Origin of the sequence: Nonomuraea sp. NPDC049309 (assembly GCF_043196965.1) — a bacterium.
In the GTDB taxonomy this organism is placed as follows: Bacteria; Actinomycetota; Actinomycetes; order Streptosporangiales; family Streptosporangiaceae; genus Nonomuraea; species Nonomuraea fastidiosa.
Genome location: NZ_JBICSH010000009.1, coordinates 1 through 24,723 on the forward strand (window position 1 = coordinate 1; position 24,723 = coordinate 24,723).

Consider the following 24,723-nt stretch of genomic DNA (forward strand, 5'->3'; position numbering starts at 1 on the left):
CACCCGGTTACATTCCGAACCCGGAAGTTAAGCTTCCCAGCGCCGATGGTACTGCACTCGGGAGGGTGTGGGAGAGTAGGTCACCGCCGGACAATCTTTGAGAGAGGGGTTCCAGCATCTTTCGGGATGCTTGGGACCCCTCCTTTTTGTGTGTCTGGATACTCTTGCCCGCCGCTTCTGGGACACGTGAGGTGGTCTCGTGGTGGGTCAGGGAGCGTGCTCGCTGCTGAGGGGTCGGCTGTCGGGCTGGACTTGATCCGGTCTGGGGGCTTGATCCGGTCTGGGCGGTCTGGGTGGTGTGGGTGGTTGAGGAAGGGCCGCGAGCATCTCGTTTGAGAAGGCCGCTCGGATCAGCCGGTCTGGGAGGGCCGTTTGCGACGAGCCGTCTGGGAGGGCCGTTTGCGACGACCCGTCTGGGAGGGCCTTTTGCGTATTGTCGTGTGGTCTTGACGCGCACCGGATTGTTCAGGCGGTCTCGACGCGCGTCCTGGCGCTGTCAGCGCGCGTCCAGGCGGTCTTGATGCGCACGTTCGCAAGCGTTTTTGCGCAGGCTGGCGAGGCTCTGAGGATCAGCGTGGGGGAAGCACCGGGAGTCAGTCGTCGCCGACTCCGACCCAGCCGCTTGCAGACGTCCCCGCCTCGGTCGTCTGGAAGCGGCTCTGGCCAGCCGTCCGTGGGCGGTCTTGGTTAGTCGCCCATGAGCGGGTCTGGTTCGCCGTCCGGGGGCGGCTTGGCTGGTCGTCCGGGGGCGGGTCGGGTCAGTCGTTCGGAGGTGGTTCTCGGTAAGGCGTCCGGAGGTGGCCTTGGTTGAGGTCTGGCGGGGCTGCATCTTGCGTGCTCGATCTGAGGGAGGTGGTCTGCGTCGCCTGTCAGCGAGGTCGGCTGCCTGTGGGGCGCCGGCTGTTCGGTAGCGGCCCTGGGCAGTGGTACGGGAATGGCTCGCCGTTGGGCCTCCGGTGTGGGGATTGCGTCTTCTGCTGGGCAGTACTGGAGGTGCCATTGCGCCGTTGGCCGCGGAGCGGTCCTGCGCCAGTCGTCTGATGTGGCTCTGGTCAGTCGGCCCGGGAGCAGCTTTGGGGCGGTCGTCTGGGAGGGGGCTGCGTCTTCCGCTGGGAAGTCCCGGAGGTGTCTGTGCGCCGCTGCGGGGGCTGGGAAGTTCCGGAGGTGTCTGTGCGGCGCTGCAGAGGAGCGTCTTGCGTCGGTTGTCGGGAGGTGGCTCTGCCTTAGTCGTCCGGGGTGGCCTCGTGTCGGGTTTTCGGGGTGGCTCTGTGGCTCGGGGCGGTTGTTCGGAAGAGGGGACTGTTCAGCCGCCTGGAAACTCCGGGGAGGAGCCGTGGAGTGGTGGAGCGTTGTCGTGCGGGTGTCGGGGCGTCGCTGTGGAGGAGACGGGCGTTGCTGTGGAGCGGGCGGGGTGACGTGATCTGGTAGTGGCGTTGGGCGGTGGGTGGTCCCTCGGGCTACTGGCGCCTTTGTCGGGATCTCGGTGCGGGTGCGGAGGGCTGGTCAGGTCCTGGGGCGGGGTGGGCCGGCCGTGGGTGCCTATGCCTTGGTTGCGGTGGTAGTGCCGGAGGCCGGCGACCGTGTACGGGACCGTATTGCCGGGGAGGCGGTGGGCGGGGAACCAATCGACGGCGGCGCACTTGTGCGGTTCGGCGTTGACGATGGTGCCGGTCCACTGTGTGGTGGCGAAGAAGAAGCCGCGGGGCTGTCCTTCGGGGTTGAGGTGGTGCAGGACGGTCGCCGGTCGCAGCGCGGCGGGGTCGATGCGGACGCCGACCTCTTCGCGGGTTTCCCGGATCGCGCATTCGACGACGGTCTCACCTTCCTCGAGGTGCCCTGAAGGGAGGCAGTACCAGCCGTCCCGGTAGCCGGTGCCCTGGCGGAGGCAGAGGAGGACGTCGTCGCCGCGTTCGAGGATCGCATGGACGTCGACGGTGACCTGCTGGCGTTGCGGCATCGGGCGTCTCCTCCCCAAGGACGAGCCTCGTGCCCAAGGACGAGCCTCGTGCTGCTCGGGGCATCGGCGGCTGCCGGGTGGCGAAGGCTCGCGTCGGAAGGCGATGGCGAGGGCGTTGTTCGGGGGTGACGATGAAGGTGTTGTTGGGGGTGACGGCGAGGGGCGTTGCTTGAGGGTGGCGGCGAGAGGGTGTTGTTGGGGGCGACGATGAGGGGGCGTTGTGGGGGTGACGGCGAGGGTGTTGTTGGGGGTGACGGCGAAGGTGTTGTTTTGGGGGTGAGGTGAGGGGGCGGCCGCCTCAGAGGGGGACGGGAGAAGGCCTCGTGGGGTGGTGACGCAGTCAGGAGGCGTTGTCAGGTGGTGACGTGGGCGGCGATTATTTTGGCGCACTCCAGGGACTCCGCGCGTGTGGTGTCCACCTCCAGGTCGTAGGTGACGCCCTTGTGGACGATCTCCGCCTGCTGTGCGGCCATCCCGGGGATGCGGTCGCCGCGGGCGAGTTCCCGGCCGGCCGCCACCTCTTTGTCGCACTTGACGCCCACCCACAGCACGTCGAGCCCGGCGAGGGCCTTCTGCCAGCGTTCCTGGGAGGCGGCGCCGCCGAGGAAGACGTCGTCGATGATGATGTGGGCGCCGGCGCGGGCCATCGCGGCCACACCCGCCGACCAGGCGCGGTCGAGGGCGGCGAACTCGGCACCGACGTTCACCGTGCCGTCGGGACCGATGTCGAGCCCCTCCTCCGATGCCTGCAGCTTCGCGGGCAGCGCCTCCACCATGGTGTCCACCCCGAGCGCGAGCCACGGGGTGGGGAGGATCGCCTGGAGACACCGTACGATGCCGGACTTGCCGGAGCTGGAACCGCCGTTGAGCACGATGATGTCTGTTGCCACCCGGTCACCCTAAAGGCCGCAGGGTCGCTCCGGAACTGGTTTTCGCAGCTCAGCGCTCTACCGGCTCTGCGTCCGCTCTCGCCCCCGATCCCGTTCGTCTTTGGCTCGCTTCGGTCCGCTCTCGCCCCGATCCGTTCGCCGTCGTCTCACTTCGGTCCGCTTTCGCCTCGATCCCGCCCGTCCTCGCCCCGCTCCTGTCCCGTCCCTTCCGGCCGCCCGCTCCCGCGTCTTCTGTCGGCTCGCGTCCCTCGCGGTCCCGTGTCTCCTGTGGCTCCGTTGCCCCGCCTGCGCGTGGCCGGTCGGGGCGGGCCGGTGTGGCGGGGTCAGATGTGGAGGGTGCCGGACATCACCGTGACCGCCTGGCCCGCCAGGTGGACGCGGTCACCGGCGTGCGTGACGTGGATGATGCCGCCGCGCTTGGACAGCTGCGCCCCCACCAAAGACGTGCGCCCGAAACGCTCCGCCCAGTACGGCGCGAGAGCGCAATGAGCGGAGCCCGTCACCGGGTCTTCAGGGACGCCGACGTTCGGCGCGAAGAAACGAGAGACGAAGTCCGTGTCGCTGCCGGGGGCGGTGACGATGACGCCTCTCGCGTCCACTGCGGCCAGCGCCGCGATATCGGGGGCGAGGTCGCGTACGGTTTCCTCCGAGTCCAGCTCCACCAGCAGGTCGAGCCTGCTTTTTCCGACCCGGACCGGGGTGGTGCCGAGCGCTTTCTCCAGGCCGGCAGGAACGGCGACAGGGGTCGCCTCCTTGGCCGGGAAATCCATTGTGATCATGTCGTCGGGGCGGCGATTCACGGTAAGGGTGCCGCTGGCGGTGCGGAATTCGAGCGTGCCCGTCGCGGCTCCGGTCGAATAGAGGACGTGCGCGGTGGCCAGCGTGGCGTGACCACACAGCGTGACCTCGACGGCCGGGGTGAACCAGCGCAGGGAATCTCCGAGCAGGAATGCGGTCTCGGAGAGGTTCATCTCGGCGGCTACGCTCTGCATCCATCGATCAGTAACCGGAGAGTCCAGCAGGCAGACGGCGGCGGGATTACCCTTGAAAGCCGTGCCGGTGAAGGCGTCGACGGTGAAGAGGCGCATGGGGCCGATGGTATAGGGGGGCGGATATCCAGCTGCAAGCGGGCTGCAAGCCGTACAAAATGGAATTAGGGCTGGGCGTGTCGCGTGGCGAATGCGGAATCGTCGGTTACCGTCCAATGTGTAGGGACGTGCCGATTACGGTGAGTTCCTGAGGAAAGGACAAGCCGATGGGGGCAGTGCACAAGGTGGTGAGCTACCTTGGATTGAGCGGGGCCGAGCACTACGACGAGGGCTACGAGTACGACGACCAGTACGAGGACGAGTACGTCCCGGCGACCGAGCGGGCAGCCCGCAGGTGGCGGGCGAACGTCGACTCATCGCGCATCGTCATGGTGCAGCCGCTCAAGTACAACGACGCACCAGTGGTCGGCCGGCATTTCCGCGACGGTCAAACGGTGATCATGGACGTCACCGCCATGCCGATGTCCGAGGCGACGCGGATGGTGGACTTCGCGGCCGGGCTGGTGTTCGGGTGCGAGGGCCGGATCGAGCGCATCGCTGAGCGGGTGTTCCTGCTCGCGCCGGCGCACGTGGAGATCGAGGTCACCTGACCCGGCCACACCGGTTCCTGCCGGTGATTCCGCGTGCCGGGCCCGGCCGGGGTGGCCGGGGCTTTTCCGGTGCCGTCATGAGGCCGTCTCGGTGTCGTGCCGATGTCGCGCGTGCAGGGTCGAGTCGCCTTTCCCCGGGTTGATGTCGTGCGAGGTCAGGCCGTTGTCGGGCCGTCTTCCGGATCGACGCCGTGCGGGTCTGCTCCGGAAGGTGTCCGGGGCGGTGCTGTGCGGCTCCGTTGACTCTTCGAGTTGATGTCGTCGCGGGTTCGGGCCGTCTCCCTCCCGGTTCCGGGCCGTCTGCCATTCTCCGGTTTTCGCCGAGGGGCTTCTGGGCGCCTCGGCATTCACTCTCCGTGAGCGTGCGAGTGCGGAGCGGGGAGAACGACGTCACCTGCGTGCAGGGAAGGCAGGCCCGTAGCGGGCGGTGACCGGGGCGCGCCCCATGCGGGCGGTCCCCGCGACCCGCGCCTCGCGCATGCCCGGCGCAGGTGGTTGCCGGGACTTTGTGCTTCGCGCATGCCCGGCGCGCAGCGCGACCAAGGCGGTGGCCGACCATGAGGCTGCCCGGGGCGCGGGTGATGGTGGGGCGGGCCTCGGCGACCCTGCGCGGCGTCGGAAGCGGCGGCCGGTCCCGGTGCCCTCTCCGGCGGAGGGTGGTCAGTGGGCGGCGCGAGGGCCGCGGCGGATGAGGCGGGTGAGTTCGGCGGCGTCCTCGGCGGCCTGCTTGGCGCGGGCCTCGGCCTCGCGGGCGTAGGCGTGCAGCGCCCACACCGCCCCTTCGGCCAGCTCGCGTAGCTCGCTGACCTGCTTGTCGACGTAGCGGGCGTCCGCCTCGATCTTTTTGCGGCGCTGCCACAGCCGCCAGCCGGCCAGGCCGATCATGGCGACGGCAGCGGCGGCGAGCAGGACCTCGGCGACGACGGCGCCGACCAGGCAGGCCACGCCGAGGACGATGAGGACGATCGCGGCCCAGGGCCGTCCTGGCGGCGTCATGCCCTCCGTACGGATGGACTCCTCGGCCGCGGCCAGCGACGTCTGGTCGGGGCCCTCGGGGCGCAGCCGGATGCGGTGGCCGAGCAGCGGCACGGTGAGCGTCTCCGGAGGCTCAAGGCGGCTGTCGGCTTCGAGCTCTTCGGCGGCGCCGCGCAGGATCGGGGCGGCCACGTGGAGCGCGATCGCCGCGAGGTGCGGGTCGGCGCCGGGGCGCAGGTCGTCGAGCAGGTACGTGTGGAGCGAGGCCATCGGCCCGGCGGGCCCGCCCTGGCCGATGAGGGAGCGCAGCACGGCGAGCGGCTCGTCCTCGGCCCAGTTGGCGGCGGGTTCGCCCGCGCTGTTGTCGAGCGGGGCGCCGGCGGCCTGCTCACTCTGCCGGGCGGAGGTGATCTCGGCGCAGCGGGCGCGCAGCCTGGCCAGGCGGTCGGCGGCCATGGCGGGCTTGGCCAGCTCGGGGATCTCCGCCATCTCGGGGAAGTCGGCCAGCGACGGCGGCACGACGACGGAGGGCTCGCCGGGCACCAGCGCCTGGATCCACTGCTCGGCGTCGGCGTGGTTCTGCACGGAGAGCGCGTCGAGCTTGCGCAGCACGAAGATCTTGCCGGCGGGGCCGTAGGCGCCTCTGGCGGCGGCCAGCCAGAGCGAGCGCTGGCCGTGGGTGACGGGCCGGTCGACGGACAGCTCGCCGAAGGCGGTGCCGAGCCAGGAGGCGTGGATGCGGCTGCCCTGGCCGGAGACGGCCAGCGCGAGGCAGAGGAAGAGCGCGGTCTGCTGCTGGTCGCGCCCGGCGGCCCGGCTCAGCGGCTCCATCGGGTCGTCGCCGGCCAGCAGCGCGACCAGCGCCTCGACGGCGGGCGGCAGCCAGTAGCCGGGTATGTCGCTGAAGCTCGGTGCGGCCGGCGGCGCGGTGCCCTTGGCGGCGAGGTGCGCGATCAGCGCTTCGGCATAGCGATGCAGCTCGGTCGCTGCTGGGGGGCTCGCAGTCAGGTCTGTGCTCAAGGCAGAGAACTCCCCGTTTCGGCCGCGGTTCATGACCGCGTAAAGCCTAGCCGTTGGGGCGCGCCAACCCGATGGAGGCGCGCCCACGACGGTACGGGAGACTTTGAGCCAACGTGCCGGTTTACATGCGCTCGGGGACAGGGACACCGAGGAGGTTGAGCCCCGTCTCCATGACCCGCAGCGTCAGCGCGCACAGGGCGAGCCTGGAGGCGCGGGTCTCGGGGTCCACGCCTTCCTTGAGCACCGGGCACTGCTCGAAGAAGTCGGTGAAGGCGGTGGCGGTGGCGTAGAGGAACGCGCACAGCCGGTGGGGCTCGCTCAGCTCCGTGGCCTGCTCGACGACGGCGCCGAAGCCGAGCAGCTGCAGGGCGAGCGCGCGCTCGGGCGCCTCGCCGAGCCTGATGGGGCCGGTGGCGTCGTCGGGGTCGAGGCCGCCCCTGCGGAAGATGGAGCGGATGCGGGCCTGGGCGTACTGCAGGTAGGGGCCGGTGTTGCCGGTGAAGGCCACCATGCGGTCGAGGTCGAAGACGTACTCGCTGTCGTGGCTGACCGACAGGTCGGCGTACTTCACCGCGGCCATGCCGACCGCCCGCGCGATCTCCTTGCGGGTCTCCTCGTCGTAGCCGCGCTCGGCGATCAGCGCGTACGCCTTGTCGACGGCCGACTGGAGCAGGTCCATCAGCTTGACCGACTCGCCGGAGCGGGTCTTGAAGCGGCGGCCGTCCTTGCCGAGCATCATGCCGATCTGGACGTGCTCGGCCGAGACGCTGTCGGGCAGCCAGCCGGCCATCTTGGCGGCGGCGAACACCATGCGGAAGTGCAGCGCCTGGTCGCTGCCCACGACGTAGAGGATGCGGTCGGCCTTGAGGTCGTGAACGCGGTAGCGGATGGCCGCCATGTCGGTGGTGGCGTATCCGTAGCCGCCGTCGCTCTTTCTGATGATGAGCGGCAGCGGCTTGTCGTCGGGGCCGGTGAAGCCGGGCGGGAAGACGCAGAGCGCGCCCTCGCTGATCTTCGCGGTGCCGGACGCCTCGAGGTCGTCGCAGACCTTCTGCAGCATGGGGTTGTACATGCTCTCGCCGGCGATGTCGGCGTCGGTGAGCGTGACGCCCAGCAGGTCGTAGACCTTGTTGAAGTAGCGCACGGTGGCGTCCATGAAGACGTGCCACAGGCGCAGCGTCTCGGGGTCGCCCGACTGGAGGGTGCCGACGCGCTTGCGCGCGCGGGCCTTGAAGTCGTCGTCGCTGTCGAACTTGGCGCGCGCCGCCTGGTAGAACTCTGTGCCCTGACCGGCTTCGAGCTGGGCGACGGCGGCCGGCTCGCCGATGTCGAGCAGGTGCTCGATGAGCATGCCGAACGGGGTGCCCCAGTCGCCGAGGTGGTTCTGCCTGATGACGGTGTTGCCGACGTGCTCGTGCAGGCGGGCGAGCGCGTCACCGACGATGGTGGTGCGCAGGTGGCCGACGTGCATCTCCTTGGCCGCGTTGGGCGCGGAGTAGTCGATCACGACGGTCTGCGGCGGTGTGCTGAGGCCGACGCCGAGCCGCTTGTCGCCGAGCATCTCGTCGGCCTCGGACGCGATCCACTCGTCGGCGAGCGTGATGTTGAGGAAGCCGGGGCCGCTGACCTCGACCGTGCCGGGGAAATCGGACAGCTCCGCCTTGATCGCCTCGGCGACCTCCCGCGGGCTCCGTCGCAGGCGCTTGGCCAGGCTCATCGCGACGTTCGCCTGGAAGTCGGCGAACTGGGAGGGCCGGATCAGCGGGTCTGCGTCGGCGTACTCGGAGCCGAACGCGCGACCCAGCGCCTGCTGGACGCGCTCGGTGAGCACTTTCTGCGGGTCGGTCATGGTCTAAGGGTACCGGCGAGCTTGACCGCCACGCTTATCGTTATCGCCGCCGCGAACGAGATCCCGACGGCGGTCAGAACGTCGCCGGGACCGCCGGGTACGAGCGCGAAGAAGTCCCTGATGAACGGCAGCGCGAACCCGGCCGCGAAGAGCGCCGCCATGGCCGCGACCAGCACGCCGCGCCACCAGTTGAGCGGCCTGGCGATGAGCACGAGCACCCACCAGGTGGTGAGGAAGAGCGTGATCACGGCGGCGGTCTGGTTCTCCAGCAGCGGGGCGGCGGCGTCGTGGGCGGCCCAGAACGTCGCCATCACCGCGAGCGCGCACAGCACCCCGGCCGGTACGGCGAAGCGCAGCACCCGGGCGACGAACCCGGGCTGCGAGCGTTCGAGCGTGGGCGCGAGCGCGAGGAAGATCGCGGGGATGCCGATGACCAGCGCGTTCGTCAGCGTCGAGTGGCGGGGCGCGAACGGGAACGCGACGCCCGCCACCCCGACGAGCAGCGACAGCACGATCGCGTAGAAGGTCTTGGTGAGGAACAGGTTGGAGACGCGCTCGATGTTGGCGAGCACGCGGCGGCCCTCGCCGACGACGTGGGGCAGCGTGGCGAAGGTGTTGTCGAGCAGCACGACCTGCGCGACGGCCTTGGTGGCCGGGCTGCCCGCGCCCATGGCGATGCCGAGGTCGGCGTCCTTGAGCGCGAGCACGTCGTTGACGCCGTCGCCGGTCATGGCGACGGTGTGGCCGCGGGCCTGCAGCGCGGTGACGAACTCGCGCTTCTGCTGCGGCGTGACGCGGCCGAAGACGGTGTGGGAGTCGAGGATCTCGCCGAGCGCGGCGGGGTCGTCGTGGGGGAGCGTACGGGCGTCCACGGCGCGTTCGGCGCCGGGGATGCCGAGGCTCGCGGCGATGGCCGAGACCGCGAGCGGGCTGTCGCCGGAGATGACCTTGACCGTGACGCCCTGCCTGGCGAAGTAGCGCAGGGTTTCGCGGGCGTCGGGCCTGATGCGCTGGCAGAGCGTGATGAGCGCGACGGGCTCCACCACGGCCTGGCCGAGCTCGGCGGCCTCCAGGCCGTCGGCGCGGCATAGCGCGAGCACCCGCGCGCCGGATGCGGCCAGCTCGGCGGCCCTGTCGTAGGCGTCGCCGCCCTTGAGCAGCACGTCGGGCGCGCCGAGCAGCCAGGTGCCGCGCTCGCCGAAGTCGGCGCCGCTCCACTTGCGCGCCGATGAGAACGGCACGGTGTCGCGGGCCGTCCAGCCGGCGGGCGGCACCGGGTGGCGGGCCTTGATGGCCTCGGCGGTGGCGTTGGGCCGGGCGTCGAGGTGCGCCATGGCGGCCAGCACGGGCTCGACCGGCTCGCCGTCGCGTACGGGCAGCACCTGGTCGAGGTCCATGCCGCCGGCGGTGAGCGTGCCGGTCTTGTCGAGGCAGAGCACGTCGGTCCTGGCCAGCCCCTCGATGGCGGGCAGCTCCTGGACCAGGCAGCGGCGGCGGCCGAGGCGTACGACGCCGACGGCGAATGCGATGGACGTCATCAGCACCAGCCCCTCGGGGATCATGGTGACGATGCCCGCGACCGCGCCGGTGATGGCGGTGCCGAGGTCGGCCGAGTTGCGCAGCTGGCTGTAGATCAGCAGCGCGCCGATGGGGACGACCAGCCAGGTGATGTACTTGATGAAGTCGGCCACGCCGGCGCGCAGCTCGGAGTGCGCGAGGTGGAAGCGGCTCGCCTCCTCGGCCAGCCGTACGGCGTAGGCGTCGGTGCCGACCCTGGTCGAGACGAACGCGCCGCTGCCCGCCACCGCGAAGCTGCCCGACAGCACCTGGTCGCCGGGCCGCTTGTGCACGGGGTCGGCCTCGCCGGTCAGCAGCGACTCGTCGACCTCCAGGCCGTCGGAGTCGACCACCTCGCCGTCCACCAGCAGCCGGTCGCCGGGGCCGAGCAGGATGAGGTCGCCGAGCACCACCTCGCGGGGGCTGATCAGGCGTTCCTCGCCGTCGCGGCGCACGCGTACGGGTGCCTCGTTGATGACCGCGAGCCGGTCGAGCGTGCGCTTGGCGCGTACCTCCTGGACGATGCCGATCAGCGCGTTGGCCACGATGACCAGCCCGAACAGGCTGTCCTGCCACTCGCCGAAGATCAGGATCAGCGCCCAGAGCACGCCGATGACGAGGTTGAACCGGGTCAGCACGTTCGCCCTGAGTATGGCGCTCAGCGACCTGCTGGAGCGCCGCGGCACGTGGTTGGCCTTGGCCGTTGCCACCTGGGCGGACGTGAGCCCGTGGACCACCGAGGTGAGCCCGTCCACATAACCCCCCGTTTCTGTGGATCGGTGACACACCCTAAAGGGTCGGCACCCTTCCTCGGGGGTGACTTCGCCCTATTACCACAATCGATGTGGCCGGCCCGTCGCCGACATCCGCTCGCCGATGGCGGGCACGATGCCGGCGGCCGCCAGGTCGGCGGCGAGCCGGCAGGCGGCGCTGATGCCCTGGGCCTTGGAGGCCCCGTGTGCGATGACCACAGTACCGTTCAGCCCGAGCAGCACCGCACCGCCGTACGCCTCCGCGTCGAGGCGGCGGCGCAGCTCGCGGATGCGGGAGCGCTGCAGCGCCGCGCCGAACCTGGCCAGCCTGCTGTCGCCGATGGCCTCGCGCAGCTCGCTGAAGGCGTACCGGACGGCGCCTTCCATGGTCTTGAGCGCGACGTTGCCGGTGAAGCCGTCGGATGCGATGACGTCGACCTTGCCGGTGAGCAGGTCGTGGCCCTCGACGTTGCCGGCGAAGTTCACGCCGGGCGCGGCCTGCAGCAGCTCGTGGGCGCGCCTGACGACCTTGTCGCCCTTCTCGGCCTCGCTGCCGATCGTGAGCAGGCCCACCCTGGGCTCGGCGACGCCGTGGGCGAGCTCGGCGTACGTGCTGCCGAGCTGGGCGAACTGCACCAGCATCTCCGGCTTGGCCTCGGCGTTGGCGCCGGCGTCCACGAGCACGGTCGGCGTGGGCCGCGTGGGGAGGGAGACGGCGATGGCCGGTCTGAGCACGCCCTGCTGGCCTTTGAGCCGCAGCCGGCCGGTGGCGACGACGCCGGCCGTGGATCCCGCGGAGACGACCGCGGCGGCGTCGCCGCGGCGGACGAGGTGGCAGGCGATCGCGATGCTGGAGCGGGGGCGGCGCAGGCTGGCCAGCGCGCCCTCGTCCATGGCCAGGGCCTCCTCGGCCCGGACGATCGGGATCTCTTTGGTGGCGTCGTGGTCGGCGAGCGCCTCGTACAGAACGCGGGGCGAGCCGACGAGCACGACGGGCAGCCCGCGCTCGCGTACGGCGTGCACGGCCCCCGCCACGATCTCGTGCGGGGCGTGGTCGCCGCCCATGGCGTCGAGCGCGATCGGCCTGGTGTCTGACAAATGGTCACCTCGTACGGCTTCGAGCCCGCCGTCACGGCATGGGCCGGTGGGCGGGCTCGGATGTCCGCACCGCAGGCAAGGCAGCTGCCAGGTTAACCGGCGGGTAGGTCCTCATGGTGCCCGGCCAGGGGCGTTCCACTCGCGCGCCCGAGGCTAGTGCAGGTTCCAGTCGTCCTTTCCGCGCGTGACGATCACCTTGGAGAACGCCGACGAGCCGGTCAGCCTGATCAGCGGCCCGTCGCCGCGGTCTCCGGCGTTCACGTTGCGCTTGCCGAAGATCGAGCTGCCCTCGTCGATGACGTGGGCGTCGGCGGGCACCCTGACGATGACCTTGCTGAACCGCGCTCTGGTCTCGAGGGTGATCTCCCGGCCGGGCAGCACGGCGTCGGACAGGTCGATGATGAGCGCGCCGAAGCCGGCCGCGAGCGTGAGGTGCCGGGAGGCAACCCAGCGTCCCTTGCGGACGATCTTGCTGAAGGTCGAGCTGATGACCTGCTTCTCGATGGTCGAAGGGACCCCGGAGGCGGGCACGTCGGGCAGGTCGCGGGTGAGGGGGGCGAGCTCGCCGACGGTCTTGGCGTTGTATGCCAGGTCCAGGCGGTCGGCGTGCTCGACGCTGGTAAGTCTTCCTGTGGCGAGTGCCTCGGACAGGATGGCGGCCACGCGGTCGCGGTCGGCGTCTGAGGCGCGGAGCTCTGGGTCCTGGGTCACGATATGTCAGTCTACGCCCAGTCGCGATATGTCGCGAGTGTCCCGAACCTCAAGGAAAACTTGGAGACCAGCGGAACCGGTGACGGTAGTGCCTGCGTCCGGGTATTAAGAACCGTAGACGCGCGACAGGGTCGTGAGGTTTACACGCGATCGAACAAAAAAGATGGGAAAGGCCTAGTGATCTTGAACCAAGCTGGCACGCGACGCTTCAGGGCGTACACGTCCAAGCACCTCGACGAGCTCCTGCGGCGTGCGGGGCTCGGGGACGACGAGCGCCTCAAGGTGCGCGCCGTCGCCACGGTGCTGCCTTTCCGGACCAACGCCTACGTCGTGGAAGAACTCATAGATTGGTCGGCCGCACCCGACGACCCGATCTACCGGCTCGTCTTCCCACAGGAGGACATGCTGCCCGCTGCCGACGTCGCCCGGCTGGCCGACCTGCTCAAGGCCGAGGCGCCGAACGCCGAGATCCAGGCCGAGGCCAATCGAGTCCGCGCCCAGCTCAACCCGCACCCGGCGGGCCAGAAAGAGCTCAACGTTCCGAAGATCAACGACGAGCCCATTCCTGGCCTGCAGCACAAGTATCCAGAGACCGTGCTGATCTTCCCCAAACAGGGGCAGACCTGTCACGCCTACTGCACCTACTGCTTCCGCTGGGCGCAGTTCGTCGGCGACGCGGACCTGAAGTTCGCCTCGGACGACATCGACCAGATGGTCGGCTACATCCGGCAGCACCCCGAGGTGACCAGCGTGCTGATCACCGGAGGCGACGCGATGATCATGGGTGAGCCCGTGGTCAGGCGCTACATCGAGCCGCTCATGGAGCTGGAGCAGCTCGAGAGCATCAGGATCGGCACCAAGTCCCTCGCCTACTGGCCGCAGCGCTTCACCAGCGACCCCGACGCCGGCGACACCCTGCGCCTGTTCGAGCAGGTCGTCGCGCGGGGCAAGAACCTCGCGTTCATGGCCCACTTCTCGCACCCGCGAGAGCTGGAGTCGCCGCTGGTCGAGGAGGCGGTCAAGAACATCATCGGCACCGGGGCCACGATCAGGACCCAGGCGCCGCTGATCAAGTCGATCAACGACGACCCGGCCACCTGGGCGGGCATGTGGCGGCGGCAGCTGCGGATGGGGATGATCCCCTACTACATGTTCGTCGAGCGCGACACCGGTCCCCAGGACTACTTCGCGGTCCCGCTGGCGCGGGCGTACGAGATCTTCAGGGACGCCTACGCCTCGGTCTCCGGCCTGTGCCGGACCGTACGCGGGCCGTCCATGTCGGCCACGCCCGGCAAGGTCTGCGTCGACGGCGTCACCGAGATCGCCGGCGAGAAGGTGTTCGTCCTCCACTTCATCCAGGCTCGCGACCCGTCGCTCGTGGGACGGCCCTTCTTCGCGCGCTTCGATCCCAACGCCGTCTGGCTGACGGACCTGCGCCCGGCCTTCGCCGACCGTTTTCCGTTCGAGTCGGCGGACGCCCTGCTGCCCGCCTGACCCGGCCGCGCGCGTCCATCGCGACCGGGATGAAACCGCGCCCCGGACCCGTGACATTTGTTTTCGCGACCCTTTGTTCACGGGCCTCCGGGGCGCTCCCCATTTCAGGCGATCTTGTACGTGCTATATCGGGAACAAGGCCGCCTGAATCCGTTTTGTCTGCCCGCTCAACGCCGCCCCTTTACTCGGTAACCGGGCTGCAAACCCCTGCTACATGGGCATTCATGCGCCTGCGGGCCGTTCACCGCGGGTGGTAGAACTTCCTGCGTAGCTCAGCCGTTGCGACACGCTCAGTGTGGTGCCCATAGCGCGTACGCGACGGCATACGGGGGTTATCGATTCGCATTTCCATCGCATTCGAGAGCGATCGATCACGAGCCGGGAAGGCAACCATGAATCGAGTAGTCAAGACGGCCCTGGCCGTCACAGCATTCGGCTTGGCGGCGGCGGCCATGGCCGTGCCGGCGCAAGCCGATGGTCAAAAGGAGACCGCCGCGCACGCGACGGTCGACGCCGGGGGCACCACCGCGGCAGGCCCGCTCGGCGGCGTCCTCGGCGGCCTGACCGGCGGCGATCTGCTGGGCGGCGACCTGCTCAACGGCCTGCTCGGCACGGCCAAGTCCGTCGCCCTGCCCTCCGCGCCGATGAGCGAGGTCGAGCGCGACAGGCTCGCCGAGATGCAGGCGCAGCGCCAGGCCCAGGCCAAGGGCAACGGGTTCGAGGACATCACCCGCACCGGCGGCCCGATCCCCGAGATCTCGCCCATCGTCTCCAACATGGCGTTCAGCGGCGGCGCCCTGACCTCGTCGCTGCCCCTCCTGGGCGCGGCGCGCATGGCGCAGCCGTCGGTCAAGGCCGACCGCGCCGTCCCGGCCGAGGCGGCGTTCAGCACGGTGGACGGTGTCCTGGCCTCGCCGGTCGGCGGCGCGCTCGGCCGGCTGCCCGGCACCGCGCTGCTGCCGGGCTCCGCCGGGAGTCTCGCCGACGCCGGCGCGGTCACCTCCGGGACCGTCAAGACCGCCACCAAGAGCCTGCAGGCCGTCTCGGCCGACGGTCTCGCGGCCGGGCTGAGCGAGGCCGCCGCGCGGGCGCTGCCGCACGCGGAGAACGGCCGGCTCGCCCCGATGGTCGGCAAGGTCGCGCCCGCCGAGGTCGCGCCGGTCGTCGAGGCGCTGCCCGCGACCACGCAGGCCGTCGCCGCGGACGAGCTCGCGCCGCTCGTGTCGGACTCCGTCTCCTTCGTCGCGAACCGCGGCGTCAAGGCCGCAGGGGCCTACAGCGACATCGTCACCGCCCTGGGCTGGACCACCGACGCGCTGACCGGGTCGGTGCGCGGGGTGGCCGCCCACCACTGAGCCCGCGGGCCGGGTGGGCTCGTGAGGCGTGACTCGTCCGGTGAGCCGGCATGGAGGTCCGCGGGCGTCTTCTAGGTGCCGGCGCCCTCGCCTTCGTCCGGCGACGCGACGCGCTTCGCGCGCTCCCCACGACGGGTTCCCCTCCCGCGACCGGCGTTTCCACGGGGGAACGACCGGCCGCGACACGGCGGATTCCCCCTCCGGCGGGTCTGGCGCTCCTTGCGGGGTGCTGCGGGGCCCGTCTTCGGCGGGTCGGGCGCGTTCCTACGGGGCGTCGCTGATCCCGTCTCCGGCGGTTCGGTGCTTCCTTCGGCGGAAGGCCGGGGCGCCGCGGCGATCCGCCTCCGGCAGATCCAGTGCTTCCCGGCGAGAGGCCGGCAGCCACGAGCTGGTGCCGCTCCTGGCAGGCCGTGCTCCTCTCTCAAGGGATCGGCTCTCAAGGATCGGCCGCCATCACGCAGATCGCGCCGTCAGCGGACCGGGAGCTTCCTTTCGGCGCCGCTGTGGCGGGTCGTCTCCGGCCGGTCCGGTGCTCCTCTCATCGCGGGGCATCGGTGGTCGCGGCCGAGCGCGTCAGGGTGACCAGGGCGTCTCAGGTGCCGGACGTCCGGTGCAGCCGGCGTGCAAGGGGATGACGTAGGGACCTCCGCACCGCGCGGACGGTCCGATGACGGGCCAGGGCGAACGCGCCCTCGCCCCGGGCATGCTCGCGCGCGGCGCCGCCACTGCAGGGCAGCGGCGCCACGCGAGCCCCGCCCCGCCGCCGGCCCCCAGGGGGTCGGCGGCTTTCGCATGTCCGGCCAGTGCAGCGCCCACCGCGCCTCGAACGGCCACGGGTCTCAAGCGGCCACCTGCTCTTGAACAGCCGCCGGTCTCGAACGGCCATCTCGCCTCGGACAGTCACCGGGTTTCAAGCGGCCATCTCGCCTCGAACGGCCACCGGGTTTCGAGCAGCCGTCCTCCCGTCTCGCCGGAGCGTCTGGCGGTGGCTTCTGGCCTCGGCCGTCACCCCCTCCCGGCCGCACCTCCCCTGTGGGCCATCCGGCCCCTGCAGGCCGGGGAGAGGCGCGTACGGCGCTCAGGGGATGCGGACGCCGGTGCGGCGGGCGATCTGGGCCTGCAGCCGGGCCATCTGCCAGTGCAGCTCCAGCAGCTGCTCGGCCAGCTGCATCCGCGGGATCTCGGAGATGTCTTCGGAGGCCAGGTGGTCAATCGCGGCCGACAGCTCTCCCATGGCGCGCCCCCACTCCATCACCGTTCCTCGAATCGAATCGACGTTCGAATTCTAGCGGAACCTCTGCCGCGCTGTCAGTGTTTCGCCCCAGGCATCGCAGACGTTTCGCCCGCGCCGTCGCGGCAAGGCGCGGACATGCGAAACCCCCGCCACCAAGAGCGGGGGCCGGAGAAAGAGGGACGGGGGATCAGCCCTTGTTGTAGGCGGCGATGACCTCCTTGGGATCGCCGTCCATGCGGATCTTGCCCTTGTGCAGCCAGATGACGCGATTGCAGGTCTCCTCGATGACCCTCAGGTCGTGGGCCACGAGGAAGACGGTGCCGGCCTGCTCGCGGATCTGGCGGATGCGGGCCTCGCTCTTCTTGCGGAACTCGCGGTCACCGGTCGCCAGCGCCTCGTCGATGAGGAGGACGTCGTGGGTCTTGGCGGAAGAGATGGCGAAGCGCAGGCGGGCGCCCATGCCGGAGGAGTAGGTGGACATGGGCAGCTGGACGAACTCGTCGATGCCCGAGAAGTCGACGATCTCCTGGTACTTCTCCTTGACCTCGGCGGGCGTCATGCCCATGGCGTAGCAGCCGAGGACGATGTTGCGCTCGCCGGTCAGCTCGCGCATCAGGGCCGCGTTGACGCCGAGCAGCGAAGGCTGGCCGTCGGTGTAGACGGCGCCCTTGTGCGGGGGCAGCAGGCCGGCGATGGCGCGCAGCAGCGTGGACTTGCCCGAGCCGTTGCGGCCCACGATGCCGATGGCGTCGCCGTGGTAGGCCACGAACGTCACGCCCTTGACCGCGTGGACCTCTTTCATCTGCGGGCGGCCCTGGCGCTTGAGGATGCGCGTGAGCGCGTTGACCGCGTTGCCCTTCTCGGCGTCGGTGGCGGCGCCGTAGACGCGGTAGACGATGTGGAGGTCGTCGACGATGACCGTGGGCGTGCCCGTGGGTACGTCGAGGGGCCGCTTGCCCGAAGGCTCCGGGGTGGGACGCTTCTTGGCGTCCTTGCCGGGGACGGCGGGCTTGTCGCCCTTCACCTGTGACAGCTCCTTGGTCAGTTCAGCCACGCCCGTACCTCTCTTCGGACCGCCAGAAGTACCAGAAGCCGAAGCCGAGTGCGAACACCGCCCAGAATACGCAAGACATCCACACCATCGGCGGGGGGTGGTGGCCGAACTCCGGCCGGTAGGTGGTGACCAGGATCTCGCGCATCCACTCGATGAACGACGCGGCCGGGTTGAGATACATCACATCGGCCACCCACTGGGGCAGCCCTGCCGACCCCACGACCTTGTCCTGAATGGAGAAGAAGACGCCGGAGGCGTACAGCCACGTGCGGGTGATGAAGGGCAGGAGCTGGTTGAGGTCGCGCATCGTGGCGCCGAGGCGGGCGACGATCAGCGCGGCCCCGATGTTGAAGAACGTCTGCAGCAGGAGCACCACGGGGATCATGAGCCAGAACCACGTGGGCAGCTCGCCGGTGACGACCACGAGGACCAGCAGCACGGTCATCGAGATCGCGAGCTGCTGGAGCTCCTGGATCGTGTAGGCCAGCGGCAGCGAGGCCCTGGGGAAGTGCAGCGCCCTGATGAGCGACAGGTTGCTGGAGATCGACTTGGCGCCCGCGGTGACGGTGCGCTGGGTGTAGGTGAAGATGAACATCCCGGTCAGCAGGAACGCCGGGTAGTTTTCGATCCCCTTGCCGCCGCCCAGGATGAGGCCGAACATCAGGTAGTAGATGGCGGCGTTGAGCAGCGGGGTCAGCACCTGCCAGAGCTGCCCGAGGGCGGAGCTGGAGTATTTCGAGACGTTGCGCGACGTCGCGTACGTCAGGATGAAGTGTCGCCGCTCCCACAGCTGGCGCAGATATACAGGGAACCTCGGCCGCGCGATGGCACGGCGAAGCCCGTATCTCTGGGCGAGCTTGGCCAGCGGCTCCTGCCCGCTTCGGCCGCCCGCCTGGGCGTCCGCGACAGCGGATTCCGGCTGGCTCATGGCAAGGACTCTATTGGATCCCGGTGGGTGGGGTGTCTGTCGTACGGATCGACGACAGACAGTTGGACGATCGAAGGCGGCGCCGGGTTCCAAGGCGCTGCCAAGACCTGGTCAACCGTAGCTCAGGGAGCGGGCGCGCGGGGGCGGAGACGCGAGCACGGTCCGGTAGGGGGTACTTTTCATCGACTGTTCATGCGCTGGCCTGGTCGGTCTGTTGAGTTTTGTACTATTTGCGAGGCATCAGGCGGATTGTCTGTGACGCTGGATAGGCACACGTGTGACCGAACTGCAACGCGCCAGAGACTCCCTGGTGGCAAGGAGTAAGGGATAGTCGCGATCGACTGGCAGGGCGTCGGCTGGTTTGACCATGTCAGCCAAATCCGGGGGGATACCAGGAACTCCCCGTCAGGCTGCTCACGATCACCGCAGCTCAGCGCTTGGCGCCCAACCTGTAGAGGGAGGAATTCTTTCACCATGCGTGTTACTAAGGGCGCACGGATCGTCGCCGGTACCGCGCTGCTCGCCCTCGCGGTTGCCGCGTGTGGCGGCGGTGCCTCGGACAACGGTGGCACCGCCGCGGGCGGCTCAGACACGCCGGTCCGCATGGAGATCGGAGAGCCCCAGGAGCTCCTGAACCCGCAGAACACCACTGAGACCGAGGGCTCTGAGGTTCTCGCAGCCGTCTTCTCTCCGCTCGTGCGTTACGACGAGAACAAGCAGCCGGTCGAGGAGGCCGCCGAGTCGATCACGACTGAGGACAGCAAGGTCTGGACGATCAAGCTCAAGCCCGGCTACACGTGGCACGACGGCAAGCCCGTCACCGCGGCCGACTACGCGCGTGCGTGGAACTACGCCGCGTACCAGGAAAACGCGATGTCGTCGTCCTACTTCTTCGGCCGCGTCCAGGGCTACGAGGACGTTCACCCGGGTGAGGGCAAGAAGCCGACCGCCAAGGAGATGAGCGGCCTGAAGGTCATCGACGACCTGACGCTCGAGGTCACCCTGTCGGCGCCGTTCTCGCAGTTCAAGACCATGCTCGGCTACACCTGCTTCTACCCGATGCCGGAGTCGGCGATCGGCCCCGACGGCAAGGTGACGCAGGAGTACGGCGAGAAGCCGATCGGCCAGGGCCTGTTCAAGCTCGACAAGCCGTACAAGAAGGGCACCGACCCGACCATCGAGCTGTCGGTCTACGACAAGTTCCCCGGCAAGAAGCCGTCGAACTGGACCAAGCTCCAGTTCAAGATCTACACCAGCTCCGAGACCGCGTGGAACGACCTGCAGGCCGAGAACCTGGACATCCACGACTCCCTGCCGGCGACCGCCATCGCCACCGCCAAGTCCGTCCTCGGTGACCGGTACTTCGACGAGCCCGACGCCTCCATCGGCTACATCGGCGTTCCGCTGAAGTACAACAAGGACTTCGAGAAGGTCGAAGTCCGCCGGGCCATCTCGATGGCCATCGACCGGAAGACGATCGCCGACACGGTCTTCTCCGGCACCCGTTCCCCCGCCGACGACTTCATCAACCCGGCCATCCCCGGCTACCGCCAGGGCGCCTGCGAGGCGTGCACGTACAACCCGGCCGAGGCCAAGAAGCTGTACGAGCAGGCCGGTGGCCCCAAGAGCATCGAGCTCGGCTACAACGCCGACGGTGGCCACAAGGAGTGGATCGAGGCCGTCGCCAACAACCTGCGGGCGAACCTGGGCATCGAGGTCACGCCGAAGCCGTTCGAGAAGTTCCAGGGCATCCTGGACGCCCTGGACGCCAAGGAGTACAAGGGCCTGTTCCGTATGGGCTGGTCCATCGACTACCCGTCGGCTGAGAACTACCTGACGCCGATCTTCGGCACCGGCGCGATCGAGACCGGCTCCAACTACGGCGGCTACTCCAACAAGGAGTTCGACGAGCTGGTGGCCAAGGGCGACCAGGCGCCGACCGCCGAGGAGGGTCTGAAGTACTACCAGCAGGCCGACGACATCCTGCTGAAGGACCTCCCCTACATTCCGGTTTACTTCTACCGGAGCAACTTCGGCCACTCCACCAAGGTCAAGAATGTCAAGCTCAATCTGCTGAACCAGATTGAGTGGGCGGACATCGAGAAGGCCTGACGTCGTTCGCCCGGCGGGCGGCTCTTGCCGCCCGCCCGTCGGAGGGCTGAGCTTGGAGGCAGTCACTCGGACCGGCCGAATCACGGACTCCGAGGGCTGCCTCCAAGTGTGTACCGGAGGGCTTTATGGGCCGTTATGTCATCAGGCGCTTGATCCAGGCGATACCCGTCCTGCTCGGCGCCACACTACTCATCTTCTGCATCGTCTTCGCGCTGCCCGGCGACCCCATCGCGGCACTGTTCGGGGACAAGCGGCCGGATCCGGCCGTGGCCGAGGTGCTGCGCGAGCAGTACCACCTCAACGATCCGCTGCTCCTGCAGTACTGGTACTACATCAGCGGTGTGCTCTTCAGAGGCGACTTCGGCGTCAACTTCGCCGACGTGCCGGTCTCGGAGATGCTCGCCGGCAAGTTCCAGGTCACGCTCAACCTCGCGCTGGTCGCCCTGATCATGGAGGCGATCATCGGCGTCGGCCTCGGCCTGTGGGCGGCGCTGCGCCGCGGCCGGGCCATCGACACCCTGATCCTGGCCTCCACGCTGCTGCTGATCTCGGTCCCCACGCTGGTGACCGGCTTCGTGCTCCAGCTCGTGCTGGGCGTGCAGCTCAAGCAGTGGACCGGCCTGGACATCTTCCCCGTCGCGGGCACGTTCGCGGGCCTGCGCAGCTATCTGCTGCCCGGCTTCGTGCTGGCCGGCGTGTCCGTCGCGTACCTGACCAGGCTCACCAGGACGAGCCTGGTGGAGACGCTGCGGGCGGACTACATCCGCACGGCCGTCGCCAAGGGCATGTCCAGGCGGCGCGTCATCGGCAGGCACGGCCTGCGCAACGCGCTGATCCCGCTGGTCACCTATCTGGGCGCCGACCTCGGCAACCTCATGGGCGGCGCGGTGATCACGGAGACGATCTTCAACCTCCAAGGAATCGGCAACCAGCTCTTCACCTCGGTCTACTTGCGTGAGCAGCCGGTTGTCGTCGGGATCGTCACCATCCTGGTGCTGATCTACATCCTGGCCAACCTGGTCGTCGACATGTTGTACGCCGTGCTCGACCCGAGGATCCGCTATGAGTAACCCAACCCCGACGGGCGGGCCTGGACTCCCGGAGACGCAGACGCTGGTCCCCGACACGGTCGCCGCCCCCGCAACCGAGCCGGACGGCGGTGAAGGCAAGGGCGGCAAGCCCGCCAGCCTGTGGACCGACGCCTGGTACGACCTGCGCCGCAGGCCGATGTTCATCATCTCGGTGATCATCATCCTGGTCCTGCTGGTCATGTCGTTCTGGCCCTCGCTGTTCAGCGACATCGACCCGTACAACGCCAGGACCTGCGACCTGTCGACGGCGCGGCAGGGCCCCGGACCGGGCCACCTGTTCGGCCGCGACAACCTGGGCTGCGACGTCTACGCCAGGACCATCTACGGCGCTCGCAACTCCATCGTCATCGGCGTGTTCACCACGCTCATGACCACGATCATCGGCGGCCTGCTCGGCATCATCGCCGGGTTCCGCGGTGGCGTGACCGACACGATCGCCTCGCGGGTCACGGAGATCTTCTTCGCCATCCCGTCGATCCTCGGCGCGCTGCTGATCGCCGCCACCTTCCGCGGCAAGGCCAACAGCATCCTGCTGGTCATCCTCGCGCTGACGGTGCTCGGCTGGCCGATGGTCTTCCGCATCATGCGGGCCGCGGTGATCACGGCGAAGAGCCAGGACTTCGTGGTCGCCGCGAGGGCGCTGGGCGCGGGAGCGGGCCGGATCATGTTCCGTCACCTGCTGCCGAACTCGCTGGCGCCGGTCATCGTGGTCGCCACGATCAACCTGGGCACGTTCATCGCCGCCGAGGCGGCGCTGTCGTTCCTGGGCGTGGGCGTGCAGTCGCCGGACATCTCGTGGGGCCTGATGATCGCCGACGCGCGCAACAGGTTCCTCGAGGCGCCGCTGCCGCTGGTGTTCCCCGCCGTGTTCCTGAGCGTCACCGTGCTCGCGTTCATCATGCTGGGCGACGCGGTGCGCGACGCGCTCGACCCGAAGCTCAGGTAGAAGGGGGGATAACGTGAAGAAGACGTCCACGGATGTGTTGCCCGCCGAGGGAGGGCCGGGCGACGGGCCGCTGCTCGCGGTCGACGACCTGCACGTGGAGTTCCACACGCGGGCCGGCGTCGTACGAGCGGTCAACGGCGTGAGCTACACGGTCAACCCCGGTGAGACGCTCGCGGTGCTTGGCGAGTCGGGCTCGGGCAAGTCGGTGACGGCGCAGGCCATCATGGGCATCCTCGACATGCCGCCGGCGGTGATCCCCAAGGGGCAGATCCGCTTCAAGGGCACCGACCTGCTCAAGCTGTCGGAGGAGGCTCGTACGCAGGTCCGCGGCCAGCGGATCGCGATGATCTTCCAGGACGCGCTGTCCGCGCTCAACCCGGTGTTCACCGTGGGCTGGCAGATCAGCGAGATGTTCCGGGTCCACCGGGGCATGTCCAAGTCCGACGCCATGAAGAAGGCCGTCGAGCTGATGGACCGGGTCCGCATCCCGGCCGCCAAGCAGCGGGTGAACGACTACCCGCACCAGTTCTCCGGCGGTATGCGCCAGCGCATCATGATCGCCATGTCGATCGCGCTGGACCCCGAGGTGCTGATCGCGGACGAGCCGACCACGGCGCTGGATGTGACCGTGCAGGCTCAGATCATGGAACTGCTGGCCGAGCTGCAGCGCGAGAGCCAGATGGGCCTGATCCTCATCACTCACGACCTCGGCGTCGTGGCCGACGTGGCCGACAAGATCGCGGTCATGTACGGCGGCCGCATCGTCGAGCACGCGCCGGTGTACGACATCTACAAGGCGCCCGCGCACCCGTACACCAAGGGCCTGCTGGACTCGATCCCCAGGGTCGACCAGAAGGGCCAGGAGCTGTACGCGATCAAGGGCCTGCCGCCCAACCTGCTGAACCTGCCGACGGGGTGCGCTTTCCACCCGCGCTGCCCGTTCCGTCAGGACACCTGCATGACCGACGCGCCCCCGCTGTACGAGATCAGCGGCACGCGCGGCAGCGCCTGCCACTACTGGAGGGAGGTCCTCGATGGCGAGCGGCAGTGAGGCCATCCTGCAGGTACGCGACCTGGTCAAGCACTTCCCGCTGACCCAGGGCATCCTCTTCAAGAAGCAGGTCGGCGCGATCAAGGCCGTGGACGGCGTCTCGTTCGACCTGCACAAGGGCGAGACGCTGGGCATCGTGGGCGAGTCGGGCTGCGGCAAGTCCACGCTGGCCAAGCTGCTCATGGCCCTGGAGCGGCCGACGTCGGGCTCGGTCAAGATCAACGGCCGGGACATCGCCAAGGCCAAGGGCGCCGAGCTCAAGCGCATGCGCCGCAACATCCAGATGGTGATGCAGGACCCGTACACCTCGCTGAACCCCCGGATGACCGTCGGCGACATCATCGGCGAGCCGTTCGAGATCCACAGCGACGTCGCGCCGAAGGGCGACCGCCGCAAGAAGGTGCAGGAGCTGCTGGAGGTGGTCGGCCTCAACCCCGACCACATCAACCGCTACCCGCACCAGTTCTCCGGCGGCCAGCGGCAGCGCATCGGCATCGCCCGGGGCCTGGCGCTGCAGCCGGAGATCATCGTCTGTGACGAGCCGGTCTCCGCGCTGGACGTGTCGATCCAGGCGCAGGTGATCAACCTGCTGGACCGCCTGCAGAACGAGTTCGACCTGGCGTACATCTTCATCGCCCACGACCTGTCGGTGGTGCGCCACATCTCCGACCGGGTGGGCGTGATGTACCTGGGCAAGTTCGTGGAGCTGGGCAAGGACGCCGAGATCTACGACACTCCCGCGCACCCGTACACGCAGGCGCTGCTGTCGGCGGTGCCGGTGCCCGACCCCGAGGGGCGCGAGCAGCGGGAGCGGATCATCCTCCAGGGCGACCCGCCCTCGCCGGCCAACCCGCCGAGCGGCTGCCGCTTCCGCACCCGGTGCTGGAAGGCGCAGGAGATCTGCGCGGAGGAGGAGCCGCTGCTGCAGATCAGGCCCGGGATCGGGCACGAGAGCGCCTGCCACTTCGCCGAGGCGCACGACGTGGTCCACGCGGGCTGAATCGTTGCGC

19 protein-coding genes and 1 rRNA gene are annotated in these 24,723 nt (G+C 69.2%); 9 read left to right on the top strand and 11 right to left on the bottom strand.

What is annotated here, in order from left to right:
• Positions 1-92: ribosomal RNA gene (gene rrf, locus ACGFIM_RS37060) — 5S ribosomal RNA — on the top strand; the annotation flags it as partial.
• A 1,211-nt stretch (positions 93-1,303) separates the two neighbouring features.
• Here the strand turns inward: rrf and ACGFIM_RS37065 are convergent.
• From ACGFIM_RS37065 to ACGFIM_RS37075, 3 genes are all read right to left on the bottom strand, one after another.
• A complete protein-coding gene (locus ACGFIM_RS37065) occupies positions 1,304-1,957 on the bottom strand; it encodes an NUDIX domain-containing protein (RefSeq protein WP_393210770.1) in 654 nt (217 codons plus the stop codon).
• 353 nt (positions 1,958-2,310) lie between these two features.
• Positions 2,311-2,847: a chloramphenicol phosphotransferase CPT gene (gene cpt, locus ACGFIM_RS37070; RefSeq protein ID WP_393210773.1), complete on the bottom strand. Its 537-nt coding sequence runs from the start codon at positions 2,845-2,847 to the stop codon at positions 2,311-2,313.
• 323 nt (positions 2,848-3,170) lie between these two features.
• A complete protein-coding gene (locus ACGFIM_RS37075) occupies positions 3,171-3,935 on the bottom strand; it encodes a PhzF family phenazine biosynthesis protein (protein ID WP_393210776.1) in 765 nt (254 codons plus the stop codon).
• A 167-nt stretch (positions 3,936-4,102) separates the two neighbouring features.
• Between ACGFIM_RS37075 and ACGFIM_RS37080 the strand changes: the two genes are divergently transcribed.
• Positions 4,103-4,486: a cell division protein SepF gene (locus tag ACGFIM_RS37080; RefSeq protein ID WP_393210779.1), complete on the top strand. Its 384-nt coding sequence runs from the start codon at positions 4,103-4,105 to the stop codon at positions 4,484-4,486.
• 660 nt (positions 4,487-5,146) lie between these two features.
• Here ACGFIM_RS37080 and ACGFIM_RS37085 read toward each other — a convergent pair.
• From ACGFIM_RS37085 to ACGFIM_RS37105, 5 genes are all read right to left on the bottom strand, one after another.
• A complete protein-coding gene (locus ACGFIM_RS37085; protein WP_393210782.1) occupies positions 5,147-6,481 on the bottom strand; it encodes a hypothetical protein in 1,335 nt (444 codons plus the stop codon).
• 121 nt (positions 6,482-6,602) lie between these two features.
• Entirely contained in the window at positions 6,603-8,330 is a 1,728-nt protein-coding gene (gene argS / locus ACGFIM_RS37090) for an arginine--tRNA ligase (protein ID WP_393210785.1), read from the bottom strand.
• Positions 8,327-10,642: an HAD-IC family P-type ATPase gene (locus ACGFIM_RS37095; protein WP_393210788.1), complete on the bottom strand. Its 2,316-nt coding sequence runs from the start codon at positions 10,640-10,642 to the stop codon at positions 8,327-8,329. Before ACGFIM_RS37095 ends, argS begins: the two co-directional genes overlap by 4 nt.
• 75 nt (positions 10,643-10,717) lie before the next feature.
• Positions 10,718-11,737, bottom strand: a complete 1,020-nt coding sequence (gene plsX / locus ACGFIM_RS37100) for a phosphate acyltransferase PlsX (protein ID WP_393210791.1) — start codon at positions 11,735-11,737, stop codon at positions 10,718-10,720.
• Positions 11,738-11,890: 153 nt separating this feature from the next.
• A complete protein-coding gene (locus ACGFIM_RS37105) occupies positions 11,891-12,448 on the bottom strand; it encodes a DUF1707 domain-containing protein (RefSeq protein ID WP_393210794.1) in 558 nt (185 codons plus the stop codon).
• 177 nt (positions 12,449-12,625) lie between these two features.
• Between ACGFIM_RS37105 and ACGFIM_RS37110 the strand changes: the two genes are divergently transcribed.
• Together ACGFIM_RS37110 and ACGFIM_RS37115 are read left to right on the top strand one after the other, a co-directional pair.
• A complete protein-coding gene (locus ACGFIM_RS37110; protein ID WP_393210797.1) occupies positions 12,626-13,942 on the top strand; it encodes a KamA family radical SAM protein in 1,317 nt (438 codons plus the stop codon).
• 392 nt (positions 13,943-14,334) lie between these two features.
• The gene (locus tag ACGFIM_RS37115) at positions 14,335-15,297 is read left to right on the top strand and encodes a hypothetical protein (RefSeq protein WP_393210800.1); all 963 of its coding nucleotides are present in this window, start codon (positions 14,335-14,337) and stop codon (positions 15,295-15,297) included.
• A 1,078-nt stretch (positions 15,298-16,375) separates the two neighbouring features.
• Here ACGFIM_RS37115 and ACGFIM_RS37120 read toward each other — a convergent pair.
• The 3 genes from ACGFIM_RS37120 to ACGFIM_RS37130 form a co-directional block, all read right to left on the bottom strand.
• Positions 16,376-16,549, bottom strand: coding sequence for a hypothetical protein (locus ACGFIM_RS37120; protein ID WP_393210803.1), 174 nt, complete (start codon positions 16,547-16,549; stop codon positions 16,376-16,378).
• 169 nt (positions 16,550-16,718) lie between these two features.
• The gene (locus tag ACGFIM_RS37125; protein ID WP_393210806.1) at positions 16,719-17,585 is read right to left on the bottom strand and encodes an ABC transporter ATP-binding protein; all 867 of its coding nucleotides are present in this window, start codon (positions 17,583-17,585) and stop codon (positions 16,719-16,721) included.
• A complete protein-coding gene (locus ACGFIM_RS37130) occupies positions 17,578-18,513 on the bottom strand; it encodes an ABC transporter permease (protein WP_393210809.1) in 936 nt (311 codons plus the stop codon). Before ACGFIM_RS37130 ends, ACGFIM_RS37125 begins: the two co-directional genes overlap by 8 nt.
• Before the next feature lie 696 nt (positions 18,514-19,209).
• Here ACGFIM_RS37130 and ACGFIM_RS37135 point away from each other — a divergent pair.
• From ACGFIM_RS37135 to ACGFIM_RS37155, 5 genes are all read left to right on the top strand, one after another.
• Positions 19,210-20,625: an ABC transporter substrate-binding protein gene (locus ACGFIM_RS37135; protein ID WP_393210812.1), complete on the top strand. Its 1,416-nt coding sequence runs from the start codon at positions 19,210-19,212 to the stop codon at positions 20,623-20,625.
• Between the two features lie 125 nt (positions 20,626-20,750).
• Entirely contained in the window at positions 20,751-21,695 is a 945-nt protein-coding gene (locus ACGFIM_RS37140) for an ABC transporter permease (protein WP_393210815.1), read from the top strand.
• Entirely contained in the window at positions 21,688-22,662 is a 975-nt protein-coding gene (locus tag ACGFIM_RS37145) for an ABC transporter permease (RefSeq protein ID WP_393210818.1), read from the top strand. The genes ACGFIM_RS37140 and ACGFIM_RS37145 overlap by 8 nt, the downstream gene beginning before the upstream one ends.
• A gap of 13 nt (positions 22,663-22,675) precedes the next feature.
• A complete protein-coding gene (locus ACGFIM_RS37150) occupies positions 22,676-23,713 on the top strand; it encodes an ABC transporter ATP-binding protein (protein ID WP_393210821.1) in 1,038 nt (345 codons plus the stop codon).
• Complete coding sequence (locus ACGFIM_RS37155) at positions 23,697-24,713, top strand: ABC transporter ATP-binding protein (protein WP_393210824.1); 1,017 nt, start codon at positions 23,697-23,699, stop codon at positions 24,711-24,713. The genes ACGFIM_RS37150 and ACGFIM_RS37155 overlap by 17 nt, the downstream gene beginning before the upstream one ends.
• Positions 24,714-24,723 lie beyond the last annotated feature (10 nt).